The following is a 23,612-nucleotide window of genomic DNA, read 5'->3' as shown; positions in this document are numbered from 1 at the left end:
TTCATCAAAAGTGACTAACAAATAATTTTTATATAAAAAGAGATCAGGGGATTTATAATTTCGTACAGGTATTATAATTGGGGGTCGAATGTTCAAATGGTAGCGATCTTTATCATTGGATTTATCGTGTCAATGGGACTGGCTCTTGCCCTGACACCACTTGTCAAAAAGTTCGCAGTCCGCATTGGCGCGATGGATACGCCGAATGCACGTAAAGTACACACACGGATCATGCCACGTCTTGGCGGTCTGGGAATATTCCTGGCCTTTATTATTACGGTAGCTGCATTGCTTCCGTTTGTATCTGCATGGTTCACAACTCGGGACATGAGTTTTGTAAGTGCGTTTCTGATTGGTGGAACGATTATTGTACTGATCGGCGCACTCGATGATCGGTTTGAACTATCGGCCAAAGTGAAGCTGCTTGGTCAGATCGTTGCTGCTTCTGTCGTTGTATTCGGATTTAATATCCGGGTAGATTTCGTTAACATTCCGTTTCAGGATTCCTACTCTTCACTCGAAGCTTGGGTATCCATTCCCCTGACGATCTTCTGGATCGTTGGTGTAACGAATGCGATTAACCTGATTGATGGTCTGGATGGTCTAGCTGCCGGTGTATCTGGTATTGCAATTGGTACCATTGCCGTAATGTCCTTCCTGATGGGGAACATGATGATCGCTTTGATGTGCCTTGTGTTGTTGGGTAGCATCATTGGATTCCTGTTTTTCAACTTCCACCCAGCCAAGATCTTCATGGGGGATACCGGATCGCTATTCCTTGGTTTCTCTCTGGCGATGCTGTCCATGCTGGGATTCAAACAAATTGCTATCGTGTCCTTTATTACACCGCTGATCATTATCGGTGTGCCGCTCTCGGATACCTTCTTCGCGATTATCCGTCGTGCGGTACAGCGGAAACCGATTTTCGCACCGGATAAAGGTCACCTGCATCACTGCTTGCGTGAACTTGGATTCAGTCACCGTCAGACGGTACTGATCATTTATGGAATTGCGGCTTTCTTCGGAGTTCTGGCGATTATCCAATCTTCCGCTGCCATGTTCGAAGCGAACTGGGTAACGTTCGTGGTCATCTGTATCATGATGTTCTTCCTCCAGGTGGGAGCAGAAGTCATCGGACTTGTTAGTAAAACGAGAAGACCGGTTATTAACTTCCTGATGCGCATGCGCGTCAAGTTGAATCCGGAGACTCGTTCGAAATCATAAATAGATAAATGTAATGGTTACAGCTATTCTTGAATATTATTCCAGACCCAACCTTGTCCCTTGTGGATAAGGTTTTTTGTTTATTTTGAGATTTTTACTAAATAATTGGAACCTTTTGCCGATATATAAAGGTAACTGACTTAAAAAGAGGAGAGATGATACGTAATGCAACAAAAGAAACGGCCGTTGATCTGGATCATGTTGGTCACCATGGTGCTCACATTGTTCCCACAGGGCCTGTTCAGTGGGGCCATGGTTTCCGCTGCGGGTGGACCTGAATCTATAGCTACCTATTTCATTCCAGATATTTCTAGCTTGAGTAAGACCTCAGGACTGTCTCTCACAACGAGTGGCACAACGCTAAGCCGTGATAATGTTTACAAAACAACAAATCCAACTCTTAGTGTCACAGGTACGTTTTCTTATGTATCAAAAGATACAATGAGTGTCAAAATTGAACAACTTAACTCGGTGTCCAAAGGTTCTACAGTTTGGGAAACGGATAGTACACACTTTACAACAGGTACTGTAACTGCGAGTACAACATCTTCGAATAAATTTGAAGCGAATAACTTGAACCTATTCTCAGGCTTTAATAAAATTACCTTCTACGGTAACCAAGGTAGTGTTGAAAGATCAGAAACGTTCTATGTTTTATATGATAAAGTACCGTTTGTTGAAAGTTTGGAAGTTTTCTCCGGTACCAATTCATATAATATGAATGAGGGCGCACAGACAGTTGTTACAACGCAGTCTGTTTCCGTTCAGGGTGCAGTTCAGAATGCAACTAAGGTTACGGTTTCAGTTAACGGGGAAACTCCGCTGCTCACTTCATTACTTGATGATGGAAAGTTCTTTACTCCTCAGATGAATCTGAAGTCCGGTTTGAACTCGGTCAAATTCGTAATCAGTAATGCTTCCGATTCCATTACGATTGAACGAAATGCGTATTACTACAATGCAGAACAGCCTTTTAGTAAACTGGAAGTGGTGCATGGAGGCAGCAAATATTCCATCGTTGATAATAAGCCGACGCTGACATCTGAATCTGGCGGGAAACAGGGAAGTTTTGCAGTTCAAATGCTGCTTCCTTACAGTGCAAGTTCAAGTTCTTTTTCATCGGTAGGAACAGTTAGTGTGAACAATATAGATAAATCGACAACTTTAACTCCCACAGTATCGACAACTGAACCTGAAGTAATTATTCCAGGGCCGGATGGTGTTACACCAATGTACCGGTTGGTTACATTTACAACGTCCGCATACGACTTCCGTACGGAGAATGTTGACGGTACGGGTGATATTCAAACAGAACAAAGAGCTTCTCTTACAGTGACTTATGGTACGTTTACAGCAACGTTTACAGGGAACTTCAAGTATCTTCCTGGGGATAAATTGATTACAAACATGTATTACCTCCCGGATTATGATGACAAAGTTGTGTCCAAGGTTTCGTTGAGTGGTGCACAAGTAGAGGAATCTGAATTCTACATTATGGTTGAATCGGATACTGATCTTGCAGGTGCTGTGCTTGAAGGGGCATATCTCCCCCTAGCAACCAAGAAATTAAGCATGGAAGTTCAGAGCACGGATGGAAAGACACAGGTTTGGAAAATCAGTGGTTTTGCAACAGGTCAGCAACAGGTTAAATTTAACTTTGCTGGTGCTAGTTCTTCGTATAATGCGAGCATATCCTATTCATCCAAAAATTATATTTATGTATCCAATCTGTATGATGGACAAACCTACACGTTTAACTCCAACACAGAATCGAATAACCTGGACGTTATTGGACAGTATATTGGATTTGAAGGAATTGATGATGCCCAATTTAGTGCTCAAGTATTTGTAAACGGAGTTGATCAGCATGTTAGCGGAGATTTGACTTGGTTACCTCTTGATGAGGACAGCAATGGGAAGAAGATACGCACTTTTAACCTTCACTTCCCCATTGATCGTGCAGGTCCAATTGTCTATGGTGAAAACACTATTGTTTTAACGGGGACTTCTGCTGATGCAGGAGGGAATCTCATCGAGATTCGTAAAGAGCTGCGCATTTACATTATTGATTCCAACGTATCGAATATTGATGCCTTTATGCCGGTATTGATACCGAATGATGCACGTCAGCAATTTACTCATGATGAGGTATCAGAGTATACGAAAACGGAATTGTCTAATATTTTCTCGGTAACACCAGAATTTGCATATCGAACCGATAAATATGTAACGGGTGAAGAGACTTACGATCTGGTTCTTCGTGGTGGGGGAGCGCAGATTATTAATTTGAAGTTTGGATCTGACCAGATGTTTACCAGTACTGATTTTCCGGATATGAATAAAAACGGTACGGCCTCAAGATACTCGAATACTTTCTCTTTTAATGGGAAAAGCTATAATTTCGATTATGCTGGGGACCAGGATGAATTCATTCTTCGTATCAAAGATCTAGAATTCGAAGCACCGGGCAGCCATATTTATACTCTTGAATTGATTAACAGTACAGGTGCGAGATCAACTCAACGTCTTGAAATTTTGCGTGAAGCATCTTCCTACCGTATCTTGGCTCCACAGCCAACTGTAGGAGACCAGATTGTAGTAAACAAAAACTTTGTACGATTTGATATTGAAGCGGAGGGAGCAACACAGGTACTTATTGACAAAGAACCAGCAACCCCTCGTTCGGATATTGAAGATCGGTTTGTATACGACTACGTAGGTCTTAAAGCCGATAAAAAGACAGATATTAAAATTCAAGTTATTCGTGATGGAGGCACTATTGATGATGTAATTAGTGTCTACTACACAAGCACTGCAACGATTGACAGTCAATACATGGCACCGAAAGTAGCTACCAAATACAGTGTGTTCAATAAAAATTTAGAGTTATCTTTCCCTAAAGGAACCTTGCTACAGTCTGCAAGTCAAGTTGGAGGGGGAGTAACCAAATTTTATCCGGACAATAAATTGTTGTTTGGTATTGCGGATCCAAAAGATGGCGTAGTAGAACGCAGAAATGATTATGGTAATATCATCAATGTTAACGCTGATGGAAGAAGTGAAAATGGAGAAAGTACAATTATTATCCCAGATAATTTGGTTCTGTACTTTAACTCCACCTTGAATACAAGCAATTTTACATTAGTATCGGATATTTACTGGATTAATGGTGGAATAGGTGAGCAAGGAAATAAAGGGAATACTGGCTACAAAGCTGGTACAAATGGTTTGCCTCCTTATTACTTGGATCAGTTGTACTTCACCCAGATTCCAGCAGAACGCAAATTGGTACCATCCAATCGCGGAACGCTGAAATTGAACTATGATTCAACAATTGTTGATGAAGTTGGGTCAACCATATCCGTATTCAAATATACGGATAAGGGAGTATGGCAAAATATCGGTGGTGAAGTGGATACAAAAAAACACACCATCACCGTACCTTTTGATGAATTTGGATATTACAAAGTAATGAAATTGAGCAAGAGTTACACAGACATCACCAATCACCCTTGGGGTCGTAACCTGCTGAATGCACTATACTCCAAAGGGATCATGAACAACCTTCGTTACAACGAGTTCGGTTCGGATGATCAGACAACACGCGGAGAGTTTGCAACACTGCTGGTTAAAGGTCTGAGTCTGCCATTGAACTATGATAACAATCAAACGTTCTACGATATCGTACCGACATCAACATCAACGACATGGGATTATGCTTCTATTGAGACGGCTGCCCGTGCAGGTATTATACAAGGGCTCAGTGACGGCTTCTTTGGAGCTGATCAAAGAGTCACCCGTGAACAGGCAGCGGTGATGATTGCACGAGCAATGAGCTTAAAGCTGTCTGCAAATGACAGTAAATTGTCTGCCAAATTAGCAAAATCATTTACAGATTCCACAGCAATTGATTATTATGCTCGTCCTGCTATTGAGGCAGTGAACAAGCAAAAAATCATGGAAGGGAATCCTGTGACAGTTGCAGGCTCTAGCAAACCATTGTACCAGTTTAATCCTAAAGGGAACTTGACTCGTGCAGAGGCATCCAAGATCGCAGTAGAACTCTTGAAGAAGAGTACGAAGCTCTTCCCTAAAAACTTGAGTTAATTGAGTTAGATCATCTGTACATCATTGGAAGGACCTGTCCCTTGTGCTATAGGGCAGGTCCTTTTATAATGCTAAAGAGTACTTTTATAATAGAAGGATTATATTTTTTACCAATAACTATTTTTGTAATTTGCTAGAGTTTAAGATACAATAACGATAAATAAACAATGATCTAGAGGGTGAAGTTAGCTAATGAAACCGATATATTCAAGAGCCCAGCTGGGCTACATGAAAGCAAAGACACAGTTCGAGAAGCAGGCAGTCATTTTGGAAAAAAAGTTGGAAGATACACGTAAGACACAGGAAGTTTCCCAGGAAGTCATGGAAGGTCTCGTTAAGACCACCGGTTTTCATGATGCGTATAACAATCTGGTTTTGGCCGAAAATGAATTGATTGAATGGTCTCATACGACAATGAAACATGAGAAGACATACCGTGAGAACAGACAACCAATTGATGATATGTATCTAAGACTGAATAGCGATCCGGATATGCGAGCTCAGATTATCGAATTGGCTATGAAGATTCGATAAGTTATAGAAATGGATCTAGCAAGAGGCGCCTCATCGGCCCTCTTTTTTTATTTTCAATATTGTAAAACTTGTCGCTTCATTGTCGATAATAACGGGTATAAATAAACGTTCACAACATTCCAGATATAGAAGAAATTCAGAAAAGTTGTGAGAGTACCGCCGCAATAAAGGATTTGAACGCATTAAAGACCCGCGCTGCATCAATACATAAATAAGTTCAAAACTTTTTTTGAGGAATCCGCAACTTTTTTAAATCCGCTGCGTTTAAGATGTAGAGTCAAAAACATTGGGGAACTTACCAAGAATGACCTCGTGAAGAATCTTGTCTATTTTTTAGAAAAAATTGCTTTACGGCAAGGAAGACCCATTGTATAATACGTAAGGTAGGATTAGGAAACTACTCTATTTTCGTATGGATCTATTGCTAACCTTGTTTACAAGTTTCTGTGATATGCTCACAGACATCATTTATATTAACTTGCTCATGACTCTGGAAAGGGGGTGCGACAATAGTATGAGGAACACGAGCGACCCTATTAAAGAAAATTCCAATGTTATGAACGCCCAAGGAGGAGACAAAAAGGTTATGAAGAAAATTTTATCCGTAGCATTGTCTACAGCAATGGCATTCTCTATGTTTGCATCTGTAGCATTCGGTGATACAACAGTAACACCACAACAACAGTTTGATGCTTTGAAAGCAAAAGGTATTTTCAACGGCTATCCGGATGGATCTGCTGGTCTTGACAAAGAGATGACTCGCGCTGAATTCGCAAAAGTTATCACTAAATTGCTTGGTCTGAAAGAGATCACAGGAACTCTTTCTTACAACGACCAAAACTACACAGCTAAAAACTGGGCTGTACCTTACATCGAAGCAGTAACTGCTGCTGGTATCATGGAAGGTAAAAATGTAGAGAAAAAAATCTTTGACTTCAACGGTAAAGTGACAGTAGCTGAAATGGCTACAATCTTGACTCGTGCACTTGATCTTGAAATCCCAACAGAAACTAACAACAATGCAGCAGCATGGGCTAAAGGTTATGTTCAAGCAGCGATCAACGCAGGTCTGATCGACGCTAACGCTAACTTCTCTGGTAATGCTTCCCGCGAATTGTTGGTAGGTGCAGCTTACTCTATCGATGAAGCTCAAAACATTAAAGTTTCTTCTTATGAAGTAAGCGAAGAAGGTAAAGTTGTTACTTTCAAAATCAGCGACGGTGAATCCGTTAAAGTTACTTTGGATAAAGCTCTCGAAGCTAACAAAGAAACTGAAGTGAAATTCACTTACAAAGATAAAGAGTTTACTGAAAAAGTAACTTATGTTGTAACTACTGCAACTAAGCTGCAAACAGTATCCGCTGATAACCTTCGTGAAGTGAAAGTAGCATTCGACGGTGAAGTTGATGAAACAACTGCAACTGACGAGAGCAACTACACAATCGATACTGATGAAGGTACTGCTGTAACAGTTAAAAGTGCGGCTTTGTCTGATGACAAAAAGACTGTAACATTGACAGTTGAATCTACAACTGATGCAGGTTTCTCAAATCAAAAAGAATACACTCTTGATGTTGCTAACGTACGTGCAGGTTCTACTGTGATCACTGCTTCTGATGTTGCTTTTACTCCGGTTGATGCTGCTCTGCCAGTAGCAAACACAGTTGAAGCTCTGGGTAACAAAGCAGTTAAAATTACATTCAGTGAGCCAGTGAAAAGCACTGTTAATGCTAATAACTTCAAAATCGATGGTAATGCAGTTGTAGGTACTACTGATGTATCTGGTAACACTGTAATCCTGAAATTGTACAGCACACAGTCCACTGGCGAGCATACAATTACTGTTGATGGCGTAGCTGATTATTTTGGTTTGCTGTCCATCTCTAAAGATTTCAAATACAACGTTGTTGAAGATACAGCTGCACCTACAATCGCTTCTGTAGTGAGTGCTAGCTTCGAAACAGTTACTTTGAAATTCAGTGAGCCAGTAGATCCTTCTACAATTTCTGCAGGTAACGTGTACTGGAACCAAGGTTCTGCTAAGAGAACTGCTGATTCCTTCGAAGCAGTATCTGACGATACTTATAAATTCACATTTGTTGGCGATAACAAATTGATCTACTCCACTAGCCTGTTTGTATCCGGCGTGCAAGACTACTCCGGAAACACTATCGCTAGCAGCAGCAGCATCACTGTGAACCCTGTTATTGACCAAACTCGTCCTGAAGTAGTTAGTGCAAAATTGGCTGAAGACTCCAGTAGCGAATTGATCGTTAAGTACACTAAGTCTCTTGATGAAGATACAGCTACTGATGCTGACAACTATGTGATCAAGGATAGTGACGGTGACGTTGTTTCCGAGTTCAAAAACGTAGTATTGTCTGACAACGGTAAACAAGTAAACATCACTTTGTTCGAAGCTTTGGATGAAGGTGAAACTTACACTCTGAGCATCAACAATGTATCTGACAGCACAACATTGAAAAATGTATTGTTGCCATACTCTGCAACTATTAAAGTTGGAGAAGTAACTGCTCCAGACGTGACAGGTGCCTACTACACTTCTAACAACCGTTTGGTTGTAAGCTTTGATAAAGCAATGGCAACTTCTGGAACTTACAGTGCTCTGGATAAAACTAAATACCTCTACGAAGTAGGTGGAGTATGGAAATCCCTGCCTAGCGGTGCGAACCTGACAATCAGCTCTAACGGGAAATCGGTAATCATCGTATTCCCTAGCAGCGTGACTGCGTCCGACATCACTAAAGTGCGCGTAACTAACGTACAAAGCGCTGGTGGAGTAACACTGGCTAACTTGGTACAAGATGAGACTGTAACTTCTGAACAAGCTTTGCAACTTGATGCTGGTGCTCGCGCAACAGCTACTAACAAAATCAAAGTAGACTTCAACCAAACAATTCAAGCGGCTTCCACTAGCGACTTCGAAGTATATGCTGGAACTACTAAACTGTCTGTTGTTTCCGTGACTGTAGACGACGATGAAGCAGTTCTGACCCTGTCCGACAGCTCCAAGCTGAACGCTAACGGTACTTACGGTTCAAATGTTCCAGTTACAATCAACGTATTGGCTAACAAAAACCTGGTTACTCCAGCTGGACTGAAATTCACAACAGCTGTACCTAACGCATCTGTAACAGACGAGATTGCACCTTCAATCTCCAGCGTTACTCAAAAAGCAACTCTGGCGAGCAACACTGTTACAACTTCCGTATACTTCTCGGAAAATATTGATGCAACTAATTTCGCAACTGCAGTGTATGACTTCGACGTAACTGTTGATGGTACTACACTGAAACCGTTAACTGACTTCACGATTCAAGCAGGTACTACTCCAAACGTAGTACAAATCGTGATCGTTGATGGAACAGTAGACGTTTCCGAGAAAGTTGGCAAAATTGTCAAAGTTCGTGTGAACCCAACTGCGAAGTTCCTGAGAGATATCGAAGGAAATGTAGTAAGTGGAACAACTTCCTACTATTCTGCACTGATTCAAAACTAATCTATACTTGCTTCAAATTAAAGGGACTGTCTATTGACAGTCTTTTTTTTATGTGCGCCATGCATGGCGACTAACTAGGCGGTGAAAGTCCGCTGTGGGGGTTTGTAGTTACCAACCACTAGCCAAGAGCAAGGGTGTCCATCGCGAGGTGGAATCTGAAGGAAGCTGGCGGCAAAATTCCGGCCCGAGGAACACGAACATCATCAGGCATGGAACATGGGATGAGCTTGCATAACAAAGCAAAGTCCAATAACTACACGGACATGTCCATGTAAATGGTGCGGGTATATGGAAGGAAAGTGAGTCGTCTTACCGTGGGAGGTCTCATGGACGTGAAGAGATGGATTTCGAATCACGGTTGAAACAAGATTTATCATGAGAAGTCAGCAGACGCCATAGTACGCAAGGTGTTGCAACACCCTGCGGAAGGGCAGAACCTAAGGAGGTGTGGGTCAATGAAAGGGACTGAAGGAGGAGAAAAGTACAGCCAACCTTCGGAATCGGAGGGCTCTGCGCAGAAGAATAGTGCGGAACACGAAGGATATGCGAGAGTGTACGTTCCTGTGAGGATCGCTGAAACGGATAGCACCAACGTAAACGAGTCGGAGGAAAGATTGCTTGAGCACATCGTAAGCAGACACAACTTGAACGAAGCGTTCAAGAGAGTGAACGCGAACAAGGGATCTCATGGGATCGACGGGATGAAAGTAGATGAACTTCTGCTCTATCTCCAAGAAAACGGAGAGACACTCAGGCGATTGATCCTGGACGGGAAATATCGTCCGAATCCCGTTCGAAGGGTAGAAATACCGAAGGAGAACGGAAAGAAGAGAAATCTGGGCATTCCAACGGTCGTGGACCGAGTCATTCAGCAAGCAATAAGCCAAATACTCACGCCAATTTATGAGAAGCAGTTCTCCGAGAACAGCTACGGTTTCCGTCCCAAACGGAGTGCACAGGATGCCATACGGAAAAGTCAAGTTAACATCCAGGAAGGATACACGTATGTCGTCGATATGGATTTGGAAAAGTACTTCGATACCGTCAACCAAAGCAAGCTGGTGGAAGTGCTGTCGAGAACGATGAAGGATGGACGCGTCATCTCGCTCATCCACAAGTTCCTGCAGGCGGGTGTCATGGTGAAGCACCAGATGGAGGAAACCGAAATCGGCGTACCGCAGGGAGGAAATGTGAGTCCCTTATTGAGCAACATCATGCTGAATGAATTGGATAAGGAACTGGAAAACAGAGGGCACCGGTTTGTCCGTTACGCAGACGACCTGCTCATCTTCTGCAAAAGCAGAAAGAGCGCAGAACGAACGCTGGCCCATATCCTGCCTTTCATCGAGGGAAAACTCTTTCTCCAAGTGAACCGGGAGAAAACCGTTGTGGACGAGGCAACGAAAATCCGATTTCTGGGCTTCGCATTCTATCATCGTAAAGGGGAGGCACGTGTCAGAATCCACCCCAAATCGATGGTGAGGATGAAAGCACGAATCAAAGAGCTGACATCGCGGAGCAATGGAGAAGGAAATGAGGCCCGAGCCAAAAAGCTTAGACGCTATATTCAAGGCTGGGTAAACTACTTCAAGATAGCGGATATGAAAAGTCTGATGCAAACCACGGATGCGTGGATGAGAAGACGAATTCGTATGGTCTACTGGAAACAATGGAAGCGAGTAAGGACCCGGTTTGAAAACCTGAAAGCACGTGGAATCCAGGTTCAGCAGGCATGGGAATACGCGAACACCAGAAAAGGCTATTGGAGAATATCCAACAGTCCTGTCCTCTCCAAGTCCCTCGGAAACCATAGCCTCAAAACCCTCGGATTTATATTCTTTTCTGATTATTACCGACAAGTCACGACGTAAACTTAGGAACCGCCGTATACCGAACGGTACGTACGGTGGTGTGGGAGGTCGGCTACTCAACTAATGGGTAGCCTCCTACCCGATTTTATTGGAATAGTACAACGAACAAAGTAGGTGCTATTTGCATAGTTTTCTTCTATATGAGGCAACAACATCGTAACTTTCTCCTCTTTCCAAACGTTTATACTATAAATGCAACAAGCAACTTATGGGAGGTTTGGAAGTGGATCAAAAGAAAATGTATGTGAGTTTGCTCGCGAGTGCAATGTTGATCAGTTCAACGGCTGGCATTGCCATGGCAGCGAGCACAACCAATAAAACGGCTACCACCAGTTCAAATAGCAGTACATCGAAGAAATCGACAACAACCACGAAACAGGTTGTACATACACTCGGTAACCTGTCAGCTGTTAAAGTAACAGCACGAAGCTCCGTAAGAATAACAGATGTGAATATCTTGGCGCAGGACGATGGCAATGTGGTTACGTATACATTGTCTTACAAGAACAATGACAGCACCCCAATGATGATGCTCGATTACTGGAGCAAGGTAAAGACAAAAGGCGGAACGCTATTTTCACCCAAACTGATTGCTAAGGATCAGGAAAAGAAAACGGTCGCGCCTGGATCAACAGTTGACTTGACCTATGTCATGAAAGTGGGTCGCGAAGTGAAACTGAGTGATCTGAACTTCCTCATCGTGAAATGGGATTTCAGTCAAGCTAACTATGAACGTACGCTGGGTAAGTTTAATGTGCCCGCATCCTATAGCATTACCACACCTGTAGGCAAACCGAAGACGGTTCGTCTAAGCGATTCTGCTGTGAAGGTTAAAGTATCAGGAATTAAAGTATTTCCAGGTGAAGATAAGAATCAGTATGTGAAAATTGGCGTGAATTTAAACAATATCAGTTATAAGTTACTTGAAAATCCGAATATCAAATGGATCATGCGTACGCCAAGTGGTACGAACTATCCGTTAACTCCGGATAAAGACAGTACGAATGTCAGCATTCAGGCACAGGCCAACAAGGCGCTTAGCCTGCTGGCATCTCTTCCTACATCAGTGAAGCTGCAAAAGTCTGAGTTGTTGCTTGTAGAGGAACAGGGGGAAGAGAAGAGTGTTCTTCCTGTTGCTGCGTTACAATTGCCTGAAGCGAGCAAAACGAATGTAGAAGTCGCTGCCAATCAACCGAATATCATTTCTGTTGAAGGACAACGACTGTCCACATTGCTTGAATCCGCTAAAGTCCGAATCGATGATGGTGAGTATAGTCTTAACCTTCAAATGAAGCTCAAGAATGAAGGCAAGAAAGCCATTAAGGTGCCGACGTATACCTTCGAAGTACGGAATACAGACGGAACTGTCTATCCGATTGAAACCAAAGCATTGGAGACATTGAAGTTGAACCCAGGCGATATCAAGACAATTAAGTTCAGTGCAACCCTTCAGGGTGATGGTGATACAAGCAAGATCAAGCTGTATGTGATGAGTCCCGTAGACAAAAGTGAAAGCACAGAATCCACAACGTCTTCTCCAACGAATGGATTTGTCTTCTCCTATCCTGTAGGTGTCTACGCGATTCCTGAATCGGTATCCAGCGGAGATGGATTGACGACGGAGACGGTCATTAAGAATAACAAAGGTACATTTGGTGTGTCTTTTGGATCGTTACAGCGGTTGCCGTGGCTCGATAGTGATATTATTGCCGCAAAAGTAACCATTCGTAATGCAGGTAACAAAACGGTGCAACTTCCTGAGCTAGAAGCGATGTTTACGATTGATTCTGCCCAAATTGATGGAGACAAAAAGCTGATCTACACACAAAGTGGCAAGCTACTTGGAGCGGGCATGACTACCGAGGCTTACCTTTTGACCAAGATTCCTTCTGAATTACGTATGGGACGTCTGGAACTAAGTCTGAACGAGAAAGTTAGTGAAGAAGAGACGAATGAGTGGATCACGTTAAATACGTCCGGATTAATTCCACCGGTATCGTATGTTGGAACTGGCAAGACATACACCTCTGGTACTGCGGATAAAGAGACCGAAATGAGTGTGCGCAGAACAATTCGTTACCCTGGAACGTCATCGGATATCGTATATACCGAGTTTGAAATGACGAATAAATCATTACGTCAAAGTGGGCTAGGAAAACTGGTGGGGTACTTCAAAACGTCGGATGGCCAGTATTACCGCGCTACCGCGAAACAATCGGAGCGTCTCTCAGGACCTGGTCAGAAATCGATTGTGACATTCTGGGCCAAGGTTCCAAAGACGGTTATGTTCTCGGATATGCGCCTAATTGTGGGTGAAGGCATTGCGGACAGTAAGTTTGTAACCGGTGAAGCAGAAGCGACTGCTTATGTGAATGCTCTGGCATTTGAAGTACCACCAACTTCAATTAGCGTTCAAGGTAACTTAACGAATATTGATTTATATCCATATACGTTGACAGCAAATAGCGTGCGTGCATATCTTGCTGGAAGTTCGTCTTTACAAGTAGAGATGAACTACAATTTATCTCGGGATGAAGATGTTGAGATGGGGGAGAATGAGCACAAATTGTTGCTTACACTGACGGACCAGGCGGGTAAGTCGTTTGATAAAGAATTGGTTTTGGGAACTGATGTGAAAACAGGTACGAAGCAAACCCTTAGTTGGAGCGTCGAGGATATTTTCTTTGAACAATTACGTGGAGGTTCTTACCGCTTAACGGTATACGATCAATTCCAGGGTCAACGTATTCAACTTGCGGAACAAGTCTTTGGATATGACCGTACTAGACTTCCAGAAGAAGAGTAACCTCAATAAGCATTAGTTCATACTTTAAGACCTCGTTTCCAATTCAACGGATACGAGGTTTTGCTTGTCGCATCCCTATTTTTTCTCTATAGTTAAAGTTAATAGATTACCAGAGGAGGAAAATGATTCACATGAAACCTTATATGAAAGTATCCCTTGCTGCGCTCGCCATTGGTGTTGGCGTGTGGATTGGGTCGGTATACAGCAATACAGCCATCGGTGCAGGCACAAGTCAGCCAGGAACAGCAGACGATCCGGTTGTAACGAAGAGCTATGTAGACCAGCAGATTCAAAAAGTGTTGGGTGGAGGCGCTAGCACGGGTTCTGGCAACTCATCTGGCAGCAGTAACGGCTCTACCGGAACCGGAAACTCAGGTAGCACAGGTGGAGATGCATCACTTCCTCCATTGGTCTCAGGCGCTTCGGATGCCGTTGAGATCGTAACCGTGAAGCCGGGTCAACAGCTGATCGGCAAGTCTGGCGCGGAGTTCATTGTACGTAGCGGTAAAGCTGTGATCGTCAGTGAAGGTACGAATGGTGTAGCTGATCTGACGGACGGGATTGACCTGACGAATGGACAGGCAGCGCCGACCAATCACCTGCTCTCTTTTCCAAGAGATGGACGGGGGATCATGGTATTGGAAGGAAATAAATATAGCCTAACCGTAATGGTTCGTGGTGGATATACTCTGAAATAGGTTGTGATTCTGTTAAAAGAATTATTCATTAGTCATGCATTTCATTTGCTCAGATTACCCAGTTCTAACAAACATTAATACGGCTAGCCCGCCTTGTTCCTGCTCACTCTATAACTGTTGACAACCAATTAACGGAGGTGCAGGAACCATGGCTAGAAGCAATCGCAGAGTCGTACCCGAAAGTCGTCAAATGCTTGATCAGATGAAGTATGAGATTGCTGCAGAGTTTGGTCTCAATGTAGGTTATGGTGGCAGAGGTCTGGCAGGTGCGGATACAGAATTTGGATCTGAACTGGGTGAAGTAAGTAACCACTCCTATGGGCAATACAAAGGGTGGGGACATCTGACTTCCCGCGAGAATGGATCCGTTGGTGGAGAGATCACCAAAAGGCTAATTCGCCAGGCAGAACAGCACTTATAGGGCATTTTCCTTACCCCATTTCGTTTGACACGTCTTGACAAATACGTTAAGATGGCACTTGAGGTATGCAACCTTTTCCACTAGGGAAAGGTTGATTTTCGTTTGAGGCAATTACCTGAAAAATCCTTATCTTCGGTACTGCGGACCCTGCGTCCTTATTCCATTTTGGAAAGCTTCGAGGGTACAGTGAACGAATCGCTGTCATGTTTTGTTCGGGCAATCGCCATACTACTAGTTATGGGAGGTTGAAACTTCATGTCTGTTAAAGGCCGGCATCTATTTACATCGGAGTCTGTAACCGAAGGACATCCGGATAAAATCTGCGATCAGATCTCAGACGCCGTATTGGACGCGTTTCTTGCAAACGACCCCAATGCTCGCGTAGCTTGCGAAGTTTCCGTAGCCACAGGCTTAGTGCTTGTCATCGGTGAAATCAGTTCAGCTTCTGAATATGTGGACATCCCGTCCATCGTTCGTAATACAATTAAGGACATTGGCTATACACGTGCCAAGTTCGGTTTTGATTATAACACTTGTGCAGTTCTGACTTCTCTGAATGAGCAGTCCGCTGATATTGCCCAAGGCGTTAACGCAGCGCTTGAGAACCGTGACCCGGAACAAGTCGCTCGTGAAACAGAAAACATTGGTGCAGGTGACCAAGGTCTGATGTTCGGTTTTGCAACGAACGAAACACCGGAACTCATGCCTTTGCCAATTGCATTATCCCACCGTATCGCACGCCGTCTGGCGGAAGTGCGTAAGAATGGTACATTGGAATATCTTCGTCCGGATGGTAAAACGCAAGTAACGATTGAATACGACGGTGACAAGCCGGTACGTGTGGATACAATCGTTGTGTCTACTCAGCACGCTGAAGAGACTACATTGGAACAGATCCAAAAAGACATCAAAGAACATGTAATCTTGCCTGTCGTTCCAGCTGAATTGCTGGATGAGCAGACTAAATATTTCATCAACCCAACAGGACGCTTCGTTATTGGCGGACCTCAGGGAGATGCTGGCCTCACTGGACGTAAAATCATCGTAGATACCTACGGCGGTTATGCACGTCACGGCGGTGGTGCGTTCTCTGGTAAAGATCCGACAAAAGTAGACCGCTCCGCAGCATATGCGGCTCGTTACGTAGCGAAAAACCTTGTAGCTGCAGGTCTTGCAGACAAAGTGGAAATCCAGCTCGCTTACGCGATTGGTGTAGCCAACCCGGTATCGATTAATGTGGATACATACGGAACTGGCAAAGTCAGCGAAGAGAAATTGGTTGAGCTTGTGCGTAACAACTTCGATCTTCGTCCGGCTGGCATCATCCGTATGCTGGATCTGCGTCGCCCAATCTACAAACAAACAGCTGCTTACGGTCACTTTGGCCGTACAGACCTGGATGTACCTTGGGAGCAAGTGGACAAAGTAGATTTGCTTAAAACACAAGCAGGTCTGTAATTGAAATCAGTTGTTAGACCCTGAATCTTTAGGATTCGGGGTTTTTTGCTGTTTATAGCACGTGCTGTTCCGGATTTGAGAAAAAGAACCGATTTGGAATCTTAGAAGGGGATGTGATTAATAACAGCAGTCATTATAAATGTATTGTCAATCCTAAAAAAAATAGGACATTTAACCGACATACATAAAGAGGTCTACCTGTCAGAAGGTTAGGAAATAAAGATGGAAGGGGACAGTATTTTAATGAAAGTACAGATTTTGATGAAGAAGTATGTGATGTGGATGATGACCGCACTACTTGTAGTTACTGCATGGCCAACGGGAGGAATGAATCATGTCCAAGCTGCTTCCGGAATGTCTGACATAGGCATAAATGATACAACCCCAACAGCGGGAGCGGTAGGTGTAGATGGTACACAGCCTATCAAGATTGAATTTAGTCAACCTGTAAAAAAAGGAACAGGAAGTATTACGATTAAGCGTATATCGGATAATAAGGAAGTCGTCACGCCTATTTCAGTGTCCAGCAGTACGGTCGCTGTTGATAATAGTGTAGATCCTTCCTCGTCATTTGGAACAACCGTGACGATCAGCGGTATAAACCTTGCTGGAGGCGGATATTATGTGCTTATTGATCAAGGCACGTTTATGTATGCAGACGAGACGGCCTTTCCGGGTATTTCAGATGCGAGTCGATGGACTTTCTGGACAGCAGGGGTTGGAGCACCGACAGTCACTCAGTTATCTCCTCTTAACTCAGCAACAGGCGTATTGCCTGCGGCAAATTTGAAATTAACTTTCAGTAAAGATGTATACCCGGCAAGTGGAACTTTCAATATTTACAAAAACAGTGACGACACATTGGTTGAATCGATTCCGGTGACTTCTTCTCAAGTTACGGGTGGAGGAACTTCAATTATAACCGTCGATCCTGCAAATAATTTGGTGAACAACACTAAATATTATATCGTTTTGACAGCAGGTGCTTTTCGGGATGCACAACAAAATGAATCACCTGCAATTTCCAAAGGAGGCTGGGCGTTTACAGTTTCAACGGATACTACCACTCTTACGATATCATCGCTTTATCCTGTAGATGGAGCAACTAGTGCTCCAATCAATAGTGAATTGACCATTACATTCAATAAAGAGCTAGATACCGCTTATACGGGGACAGTTACGCTGCGTAAAGCAAGTGGCAGCACAGTGGCTGTTACACCCATTATTAATGCCTCAAATTTGCGTCAAGTAAGAATCGTGCCACAAACGGCGCTGGAAAACAATACAATTTACTATGTAGATGTTGCAGCAGGAGGATTCAGAGATAAGGCAGGTAATATATTTTCTGGTCTGACTGGAACGGCATCTTGGAGTTTCAAAACGTATACGAAGGACACGACGGCTCCAGTTCTTCAGACAGCAAAAATGTATACCAATAACATCATTAAGCTTACATATAATGAGACGTTGAACAGTTCCGTTTATCCCCTAACTTCAAGCTACACGGTAACGGTTAACGGAGAAGCCAGAACGGTAAGCTCTGCCTATATTTCTGGAGATAGCGTATATGTTGTGTTAGACACGGGCGTGGCTGTGGGTCAGATTGTACGTTTAACGTACACGCCAGGCGTGAGGCCGGTACAGGATACATCGCTTAATTCTGCAGTTGCGTTGTCAGGGCGTGAAGTAGTGAACAGTTTGGATTCTGTTATGTCTAAACCAACGGAAGGTTATGTGTATGGAAGTACTCTCACATTATATTTTCCTGAAAGTGTATACGTGACAAATACAGATGCGAAAAATCAATTTTTTGTTAAAGCAAATGGAAGTAACGTTGGGATCAGCTCCATTTCATTAAGCAGTAGCTCTACAGTTATTTTGTATCTGAATCGCAGTATTACTTATAACGAAGTTGTGAAGGTCTCTTACACGCCAGGGTCTTATCCGCTAAAAGACTCACGGAGTCAGGCATTAGCCAGCTTCAGCGATTTTTATGTGCGGAATAGTCTGGATACTGTCGCTCCTGAATTCCAAAATGCACAAGTAAACGGCACGAAATTGATGATTAAATATAATGAAGCATTGAGTACAACTAGCGTGCCTCTGAAAAGCCAGTTCTCCGTACTGGTAAACAATACACCAGTATATGTGACTGCTGTGGACATTCAGGATGATACGATTACACTGACGCTTGCTTCAGCGATTACTTCCAATCAAATTGCAACATTTTCCTATGTCCCTGGGGCCTTGCGTGTAACGGATCTGAACGGTAATCCGGCCGGGTATGTTAATCTGGTGCCAATTACGCTTACGTCAGGTACGGGGAATATAACATCTGCGGTAGTCCGAGGGGATACGATTACACTAACTTTTAACTCGAATTTGCTCACGCAAACGGGCTTAACAACTTCGCAATTTGTTGTCAGAGCCAATGGAACTTCAGTTAATGTGCTTACAGTATCTTCTTCAGGTGCAACGGCGGTGCTAAAACTCTCCACGTCTATTGTTTCTGGCCAAACGGTGACGTTATCGTATGCTCCCGAATACGTGCCGCTTAGAGACAGTCAAAGTCAAGTTGTAGGGACATTTGGACCCATTACATTAACAAACAATGGCAGTGGTTCCACAATAGGTTCCACAACCTTACCTGCTTGGCTTAGTACGCGTGACGCTTCATTATTCGGACAGTCCATGTATGTGTTAAGTCCTGAAGCAGCTACTAGTAGTTCTATTCAATCAAGATACAGCCGGTCTACTCATCAATATACTGTGGATGCTGATAAGGTAACACAAGGATTTCAGTATGCAGCGAGCCTTGGCGGAGTATCACATATGCTAACTTTTGATGTTCCAACGACGGATACAGTGGCTTATGTTGCGCTCCCGCTAAAAGGTCTAGAAGATAGTTATGCACGTGATAAAAATGCTGTGATTGGTATACGTCTGGCGGATCAGCTATGGATGATTCCATTATCCAAAATAAACTTCACTTCAATTGCCAACAGTGTAGGCAGTACAACTGCTGATGCGAAACTTATCGTTCAACTCGAACCCGTTCCATCTACAGTTTCTGGTACAATGGATGGTGCACTAGTTGGAGGCAATGCTCAGAAATTGTCAGCTTTGACGGACGTCTATATTACAGCTTCCAGTCCTTACAAGACATCTGTAGAGCAACAAGTAGACAGCGAACTATGGATACGTCTTCCCGGTACAGCTACAAGTGCTACCACAGGCTATGTTCAATTTGATAAAACGATAGCACGCTTATCCAATGTTCCTCATACATCAGTGCAGTTAAATGGAGCATTGGTGTTAAAAGGGAAGCTCAATGGTAATCAGACCGTTGTTGCTGCGCAACATATTGTTAGGTTCTCAGACACAACTTCTCACTGGGCAGGTACAGTTCTCGAAGAACTTGCAGCGAAATGGATCATTGATGGTCAAACCGGTACAAATTATCAACCCGATACGAACATCACTCGTGCAGAGTTTGCAGTCATGGTCTCCAAAGGATTAGGACTCACAGGAAGCCAGGAAACAGCCCAGCGCTTCAGTGATGTCGCTTATGGAACAACAACTAGCGCATATATTGGTGCCGCGGCCAAAGCAGGAATTATTACGGGGAATACAGATGGCACATTTAAGCCCAACAATCTGATCACCCGTGAACAGATGGCTATTATGATGGCACGTGCCCTCGAGTATGGGGGGAAATCAGTTACGCTCAAAACATCTGCAGCTGCGACATTATCAAAATTCAAGGATAACAAGAATATTCAATCCAAGGAAGAGGTTGCTAAAGCTGTTCAAGAAAGTATTATTCAAGGGATGACATCGACAATGTTCCAACCCACGGGCAATGCAACTCGTGCGCAGGCAGCAGTTATGCTGAAGCGTGTCTTGGTTAAGTTGGGATATTTGTAATTAAAGAAGTAAAAACCTGATTTTATTGAATTGAAGTGGAGAGTGATCAGAAGAAGCTATTCTATCTGATCACTCTCCGCTTCTTTATTATGTGAGCTACATAAAAAAATGTAGAGAATTCCTCCAGGTAGAAGTTTTAGATAGAATAGGGGCTCTTTTTGCCAAGAATACCCTCAAAGTTAGCTATTGGCGTAACTTTTTCTACAAAAAGCAGTCTATTAATAGAAGAGTATACTAGAGATCTCGCTATCTACTGCCACTTGGTAGTGTCCGTGATGTCTAAGATTGATATACAAGATGGGAGAGACGTTTCAGACATGCTGGGGAAACATGGGAAACAGCTGGAAGACGTTAAGGGTAGTAAGGTGAAGAAATGGGCAATTGTAACGCTGGCAGGTGTAATCTGGATTGCACCAGTAATGAGTGCAGGCGGACAGATGTGGTCAGGTACTTCATGGCAATCGGTGGCCGCAGCGGCATCTACGAATACAAGCAAGTTGAGTGAAGAGATTCTGACTTCGGGTGCGAAGATCATGAAATACAGATATACAACAACACGTTCCGGTTCCAAGGTCAACGTACTGACGGATGTGATCCAGGTGGACCTGCAGAATCCGTATGTGAAGCTGGATGTGATGACAGGCAAGGGCGGTAATCTGAACAGTAAACAGAGTACAGGTGCCATGGCTAAGGAAAATGGTGCAGTGGCCGCTGTGAACGGCGATTACTTCAATGTATCCGGGGAGCTCGCGCCCATTGGTGGACAAGTCTCTGATGGCGTACTGGTCTCCACACCTTCTGAACTGTCGGGCATGTATGCTCTCACGGTGACCAAGGATGGCAAGCCGATGATCGACGAGTATTCTTTTGATGGGACTGTGAAGGCGCAGGATGGTTCAACATTTGCTTTGCGTGGGATAAATAAAGAGGATTACACGGTAGAGTCGGGTGCGGTGAAGTATAGTCATGCCAATTCGATGTATATTTATACACCGGAATGGACTTCCACCAAACGTCCGAATGATCCTTCCACAACGCCGACAGAGGTACTTGTACAGAACGGAGTTATTACCCAAATCTCGGATAAAAAAGCGTTGAACATGACAGTGCCGAAGGATGGGTACATTTTGCGTGCGCATGGAACGGCGGCGACATGGATCATGAGCCACTTGTCCGTGGGACAAACCTTGAGTACGGATTACAAACTAAAAGCCAAAACAACTGGGCAATCGGTAGATCCAAGTAACTTGGAGATGATGATTGGCGGTCACACCATTTTGGTGAACGGTGGAAAGGCGGCTTCCTTTTCCCGTGATATTGCATCTTCAGGTATCGGTGGCATTCGTGCAAGGACGGCAGTAGGATACTCCCAGGATGGTCGATATGTCTACATCATTGCAGCGGAGAAAAACAGTAACAGCAGCGGTATGTCGCTGACGGAACTGCAATCCTTTATGACCAGTGTGGGTGTCTGGAAAGGCATGAACTTGGACGGAGGCGGCTCCACAACAATGGTAACACGTCCGTTAGGTGAGCAAACCGCCGGTCTGACGTTCAACACAGAGTATGGGACCGAGCAACGTCAGGTTGTAAACACGCTGGGGGTGTTCTCTACCGCTCCTGCAGGTAAACTGAAGGGCTTTGCTGTGAGTGGCAGCCAAACGCTGCTGGTGGGACAAGAGGGCAAGTATACAGCCAAAGGATATGACACCTACTACAACCCGATTGCAACAGGCGATATCAGCGTGTCCTGGAAGTCCAGCAACAACGGCATCGTGAGTGTCAGCAACGGAACGATCAAAGGCATGAAGCCAGGCACAGCAACTCTGACGGCAACGAGCAATGGAGCTTCATCCTCCATTAAAGTATCGGTACTGGGTGGAAGTGAATTGTCTTCCCTGACAGCTGGATCAGGTCTGGGTTCGCTCAAAGCGGGCACAACGATGTCCATTCCGGTAACGGCAACAACGAAGAACGGACAAAGTGTTACCGTCCCCGCGGACTCGCTGACATGGGAATTTATCGGGTTCAAAGGTAAAGTTACTGCTGACCAATTAACCGTATCTTCCGTCAATTCTGGTACACAAGTGGGATATGCGATTGGTCGTTATGATGGTTACAGCACAGTCGTAGTACTCTCGGCTTCTTCAAGCGAAACGATCTGGGAGGATTTCGAAAACGTGAATTATCCGATCAACTTCACGACGAACGCAGCGGGTGTGACCGGTTCGGCAACTGTTACGGCAGGAACTGGTGAAAAAGCTGGCTCCAATGTGCTACAACTCGGTTATGATATGACTGCTGGAACAGGCAAAATGTATGCTTATGCACAACTGAACGGTTCCACAGGTAAAGAGGTATCTGCAGCAGCTACATCAATGTCCATGGATGTTATGGGAGATAAAAGTCTGAACTGGCTGCGTGCCGAATTCACGGATGCCAATGGCAAAACGGTATATGCTGATCTCGCCAAGGCGATTGACTGGAACGGGTGGAAGAAGCTGAGCGTGGACCTGAACGGACTGAACATCGCCTATCCAGCGAAGCTGAAGCGGGTCTATGTGGTGAACGTGGAAGAGGGTCAGGATGAGCGTGCGAAATCAGGCACGGTTGCTTTTGACAACATCGCATTCACGATGCCTTCCAAGTCCAGTGAAGTTGGATTGCCTACGGGTACAGCTTCGCTTGTGCTTGGACAGAAATCGATGACGGTGAACGGATCGAAAAAAGCAATTGATGCAGCACCGGTCCTGAAAAATGGTACAACGTATGTGCCAATCAAACATGTTTTGGATGCTTTTGGTGGTCAGGCAAGCTGGGATAGCCAAAATCAGCGGATCACGGTATTACGCGGTGGCAAGCTGATTGATCTGGTTGTAGGGCAGAAAGAATTCATTCTGAATGGTAAAAGACAGAGCGCAACTGTTGCACCATACGTAACGGGCGGTAGGACTTTAGTCCCTCTTAGACTCGTTTCCGAGCAACTTGGTCTGACTGTAAAATGGGAACAGAAAACGAAGACCGTTACCATCTCATCGTGATATGG

The 23,612-nt window shown here is 44.1% G+C and carries 12 protein-coding genes; all 12 read left to right on the top strand.

The features are described 5' to 3' along the window. Window positions 1–96: 96 nt before the first annotated feature. The 12 genes from AC1S8V_RS27280 (at window position 97) to AC1S8V_RS27225 (ending at window position 23,607) form a co-directional block, all read left to right on the top strand. The gene (locus AC1S8V_RS27280) at window positions 97–1,224 is read left to right on the top strand and encodes a glycosyltransferase family 4 protein (RefSeq protein WP_036667762.1); all 1,128 of its coding nucleotides are present in this window, start codon (window positions 97–99) and stop codon (window positions 1,222–1,224) included. A 165-nt stretch (window positions 1,225–1,389) separates the two neighbouring features. Next, window positions 1,390–5,331, top strand: a complete 3,942-nt coding sequence (locus AC1S8V_RS27275; protein ID WP_482071482.1) for an S-layer homology domain-containing protein — start codon at window positions 1,390–1,392, stop codon at window positions 5,329–5,331. A 192-nt stretch (window positions 5,332–5,523) separates the two neighbouring features. Further along, window positions 5,524–5,865: a hypothetical protein gene (locus AC1S8V_RS27270; protein WP_482071481.1), complete on the top strand. Its 342-nt coding sequence runs from the start codon at window positions 5,524–5,526 to the stop codon at window positions 5,863–5,865. Window positions 5,866–6,451: 586 nt separating this feature from the next. Continuing rightward, window positions 6,452–9,385: an Ig-like domain-containing protein gene (locus AC1S8V_RS27265; protein WP_482071480.1), complete on the top strand. Its 2,934-nt coding sequence runs from the start codon at window positions 6,452–6,454 to the stop codon at window positions 9,383–9,385. Between the two features lie 134 nt (window positions 9,386–9,519). Then, the gene (locus AC1S8V_RS27260; protein WP_482071479.1) at window positions 9,520–9,660 is read left to right on the top strand and encodes a hypothetical protein; all 141 of its coding nucleotides are present in this window, start codon (window positions 9,520–9,522) and stop codon (window positions 9,658–9,660) included. A 180-nt stretch (window positions 9,661–9,840) separates the two neighbouring features. Continuing rightward, window positions 9,841–11,256 carry a group II intron reverse transcriptase/maturase gene (ltrA, locus tag AC1S8V_RS27255; protein WP_482071478.1) on the top strand — a complete coding sequence of 472 codons (1,416 nt, stop codon included), beginning with the start codon at window positions 9,841–9,843 and terminating at the stop codon, window positions 11,254–11,256. Window positions 11,257–11,479: 223 nt separating this feature from the next. Further along, the gene (locus tag AC1S8V_RS27250; protein WP_482071477.1) at window positions 11,480–14,062 is read left to right on the top strand and encodes a hypothetical protein; all 2,583 of its coding nucleotides are present in this window, start codon (window positions 11,480–11,482) and stop codon (window positions 14,060–14,062) included. 131 nt (window positions 14,063–14,193) lie between these two features. Beyond that, window positions 14,194–14,760, top strand: a complete 567-nt coding sequence (locus tag AC1S8V_RS27245; RefSeq protein WP_482071476.1) for a hypothetical protein — start codon at window positions 14,194–14,196, stop codon at window positions 14,758–14,760. A 148-nt stretch (window positions 14,761–14,908) separates the two neighbouring features. After that, entirely contained in the window at window positions 14,909–15,181 is a 273-nt protein-coding gene (locus AC1S8V_RS27240; protein ID WP_482071475.1) for an alpha/beta-type small acid-soluble spore protein, read from the top strand. Between the two features lie 255 nt (window positions 15,182–15,436). Next, entirely contained in the window at window positions 15,437–16,639 is a 1,203-nt protein-coding gene (metK, locus tag AC1S8V_RS27235; RefSeq protein WP_105600112.1) for a methionine adenosyltransferase, read from the top strand. Between the two features lie 243 nt (window positions 16,640–16,882). Beyond that, window positions 16,883–20,566 (top strand): Ig-like domain-containing protein, encoded by a 3,684-nt coding sequence (locus AC1S8V_RS27230; RefSeq protein ID WP_482071474.1) that lies wholly within the window; start codon window positions 16,883–16,885, stop codon window positions 20,564–20,566. 317 nt (window positions 20,567–20,883) lie between these two features. After that, window positions 20,884–23,607 carry a stalk domain-containing protein gene (locus AC1S8V_RS27225; RefSeq protein WP_482071473.1) on the top strand — a complete coding sequence of 908 codons (2,724 nt, stop codon included), beginning with the start codon at window positions 20,884–20,886 and terminating at the stop codon, window positions 23,605–23,607. Window positions 23,608–23,612 lie beyond the last annotated feature (5 nt).

The sequence above is a fragment of the Paenibacillus sp. B46(2026) genome, from assembly GCF_056786355.1.
This window is presented reverse-complemented; position numbering and strand designations above follow the sequence as displayed.

Coding starts and splice junctions, on each gene's coding strand:
- AC1S8V_RS27280 (WP_036667762.1), top strand. CDS start 97: ATGGTAGCGATCTTTATCATTGGATTTATCGTGTCAATGGGACTGGCT.
- AC1S8V_RS27275 (WP_482071482.1), top strand. CDS start 1,390: ATGCAACAAAAGAAACGGCCGTTGATCTGGATCATGTTGGTCACCATG.
- AC1S8V_RS27270 (WP_482071481.1), top strand. CDS start 5,524: ATGAAACCGATATATTCAAGAGCCCAGCTGGGCTACATGAAAGCAAAG.
- AC1S8V_RS27265 (WP_482071480.1), top strand. CDS start 6,452: ATGAAGAAAATTTTATCCGTAGCATTGTCTACAGCAATGGCATTCTCT.
- ltrA (WP_482071478.1), top strand. CDS start 9,841: ATGAAAGGGACTGAAGGAGGAGAAAAGTACAGCCAACCTTCGGAATCG.
- AC1S8V_RS27245 (WP_482071476.1), top strand. CDS start 14,194: ATGAAACCTTATATGAAAGTATCCCTTGCTGCGCTCGCCATTGGTGTT.
- AC1S8V_RS27240 (WP_482071475.1), top strand. CDS start 14,909: ATGGCTAGAAGCAATCGCAGAGTCGTACCCGAAAGTCGTCAAATGCTT.
- metK (WP_105600112.1), top strand. CDS start 15,437: ATGTCTGTTAAAGGCCGGCATCTATTTACATCGGAGTCTGTAACCGAA.
- AC1S8V_RS27230 (WP_482071474.1), top strand. CDS start 16,883: ATGAAAGTACAGATTTTGATGAAGAAGTATGTGATGTGGATGATGACC.
- AC1S8V_RS27225 (WP_482071473.1), top strand. CDS start 20,884: ATGCTGGGGAAACATGGGAAACAGCTGGAAGACGTTAAGGGTAGTAAG.